The organism is Stenotrophomonas sp. P5_A8 (genome assembly GCF_056400545.1).
On sequence record NZ_JBFULB010000424.1, the window covers coordinates 1 to 2,803 of the forward strand.

3 protein-coding genes are annotated in these 2,803 nt (G+C 66.1%); 2 read left to right on the forward strand and 1 reads right to left on the reverse strand.

Annotation, left to right across the window (positions count from 1 at the left end; translation table 11 throughout):
- Window positions 1–64 precede the first annotated feature (64 nt).
- Window positions 65–520, reverse strand: a complete 456-nt coding sequence (locus AC1DQP_RS19070; protein WP_256776818.1) for a CopD family protein — start codon at window positions 518–520, stop codon at window positions 65–67.
- A gap of 161 nt (window positions 521–681) precedes the next feature.
- Between AC1DQP_RS19070 and AC1DQP_RS19075 the strand changes: the two genes are divergently transcribed.
- Window positions 682–1,278, forward strand: coding sequence for a class I SAM-dependent DNA methyltransferase (locus AC1DQP_RS19075; RefSeq protein ID WP_457321465.1), 597 nt, complete (start codon window positions 682–684; stop codon window positions 1,276–1,278).
- Window positions 1,279–1,375: 97 nt separating this feature from the next.
- Complete coding sequence (locus tag AC1DQP_RS19080) at window positions 1,376–2,692, forward strand: polyhydroxyalkanoate depolymerase (RefSeq protein ID WP_478052263.1); 1,317 nt, start codon at window positions 1,376–1,378, stop codon at window positions 2,690–2,692.
- Window positions 2,693–2,803: the final 111 nt, after the last annotated feature.

Here is a 2,803-nt window from a genome sequence, read left to right on the forward strand (position 1 = left end):
CCTTGGAGAGCCGGCCAGCGGCCGGCCCTACAYGAGCGCGGCCGCTACCGCCCCGGCCGCCCCCTCAGAACGGCTTGGCCAGCACCAGCCACACCACGCCGATGAACAGCACCAGCGGCAGCTCGTTGAACCAGCGCAGCGCGCGCGAGGACGGCAACCGCCTGCCGCGCAGGCTGCCCTTCAACAGGCGCCCGGTCCAGGTGTAATACACCAGCAGCAGCACCACCAGTCCGAGCTTGGCGTGCAGCCAGCCGGCCGCACCGGGTGCGACCATCGTCGGGAAATCGGGAATCACCTTGTAGCCCAACCACAGCAGCAGCCCCAGGATCAGCGCCAGGCCGAACATCATGTGGCCGAACTTGTACAGGCGCAGGCCCATCAGCTGCAGGCGCTCGGTCACCGGCAGCTGGCCGGCGGTCTCGCTGAGGTTGACCAGGATCCGCGGCAGGTAGAACACCGCCGCCATCCACGCCACCACGAACAGCAGATGGAAGGTTTTTACCCAGTAGTAGGACTGCATGCGCTTGCTCCGGCGGCTGGCGTAAGGTGGCCGCCATTCTCGCATGCCCCAGTAGAGCCGCCGCATGGGTGTCTGCCGCGACCCATCGCCGCACCCGCGCCACGCATCCCGCAGCGCCAGGCCGTACGATAGGCGCCGTTTTCACGACTGCCCCCAAGCCCATGGACAAGACCTACGACGCCGCTTATTTCCAGCGCTGGTACCAGGCCGACCAGACCGGCGGCGCCGCGCGCCTGGCACGCAAGGTCGCTCTCGCGGTAGCCAGCGCCGAGTACTACCTGGAACGCCCGATCCGCAGCGTGCTCGATATCGGCTGTGGCGAAGGCGCATGGCGCGCGCCGCTGCTCAAGCTGCGGCCGCGCGTGCAGTACCTGGGCTTCGACAGCAGCGAGTACGCGGTGCAGCGCTTCGGTCGCAGCCGCAACCTGCACCTGGCCAAGGTCGGCGATTTTGCCTGGCTGCGGCCGTGCGCCCCGGTGGATCTGCTGGTCTGCTCGGATGTGATGCACTACGTGCCCAGCCGCGAGCTGCGCCCTGCCCTGGACGGCTTCGCCGAGCTCACCGGCGGCGTGGCGTTCCTGGAAGCATTCAGCGCCGAAGATGACTTCGACGGCGACCACGAGGGCTTCCAGCCCCGCCCGTCGCGCTGGTACCGGAGCCATCTCACGAAGACCGGCTTCACCGCGCTGGGCTCGCACTGCTGGCTGTCGCCCGCCCTTGCCGGCCATGCGGCGGCCCTGGAACGCGCAGACCGCTGAATCTCCACGACTAATGAGACAGACCCCGTATTAAGGCGCCGATCCCGCCTGTGCGTTATGCTGCGCGGCAACATAAGACCATACATATTCGGACGCCATGCTCTATCAGCTGCATGAGTTGACCCGCAACATGCTCGCCCCGTGGGTGCACCAGGCCCAGGCCAACGCCAAGTTCTTCGCCAACCAGGGACACTGGTGGTCGCAGATGCCTGGCGCTGATCGCCTGTCCGCGGTGAATGAGCTGTTCCATCGCATCGGCAAGGATTACGAGAAGCCCGAATGGGGCATCAACGAAATCGAGGTCGATGGCGAGCGCGTGCCGATCGTGGTGCACGAGGAAGTGAGCAAGCCGTTCTGCAAGCTGCTGCGCTTCAAGCGCCACAGCAACGAAGCCGAACAGCTGCACACCATGCTCAACCAGCCCTTCGTGCTGGTGGTGGCGCCGTTGTCGGGCCACCACGCCACGCTGCTGCGCGACACCGTGCGCACGCTGCTGCGCGACCACCGCGTGTATGTCACCGACTGGGTCGATGCGCGCATGGTGCCGGGCAGCGAGGGCGAGTTCGGCCTGGACGATTACATCGCCTACGTGCAGGAATTCATCCGCCATCTCGGCGCAGAAAAACTGCACGTGGTGAGCGTGTGCCAGCCCACCGTACCGGTGCTGGCGGCAGTGTCGCTGATGGCCAGTCGTGGCGAGCCAACCCCGCGCACGCTGGTGATGATGGGCGGCCCGATCGATGCGCGCTGCAGCCCGACGGCGGTCAACAACCTGGCCACGCAGAACCCGTTGTCGTGGTTCGAGAACAACGTCATCCACACCGTGCCGGGCACCTACCCCGGCGCCGGTCGCAGGGTGTATCCGGGCTTCCTGCAGCACGCGGGATTCCTGTCGATGAACCCGAGCCGGCACTTCAGTTCGCACTGGGATTTCTATGCCGACCTGGTCAAGGGCGACATGGAAGATGCCGATGCGCACCGTCGTTTCTACGATGAGTACAACGCCGTGCTGGACATGCCGGCCAAGTACTACCTGGACACGATTGAAGTGGTGTTCCAGCAGTTCCTGCTGCCGCGCGGAGAGTGGTTCGTCAACGGCGAGCGCGTGGATCCTTCGGCGATCACCGGTACCGCGCTGCTGAGCATCGAAGGCGAGCTGGACGATATCGCCGGGCTGGGCCAGACCGAAGCGRCGCAGGCCTTGTGCAGCGGTATTCCGGCCGAGCATCGCGAGCATTTCATCGTCGAGGGCGCCGGCCATTACGGCATCTTCAGCGGGCGTCGCTGGCGCGAAACCGTGTACCCGAAGGTGCGGGACTTCTTCGCTGCGCATGCGCAGCCGGCCAATGCCAAGCCGAAGAAAGCGGCCAAGATCGCCAGCAACGTGACCCCGCTGCGACGTAAAGCAGGCTGAAGCCAACGCAATTACGGTAGTGCCGGCCGCTGGCCGGCTCCGCGCGACGCAGATCCAAGGTAGTGCCGGCCGCTGGCCGGCTCCTCGCGATGCAGGATGAAAGAGCAGCCG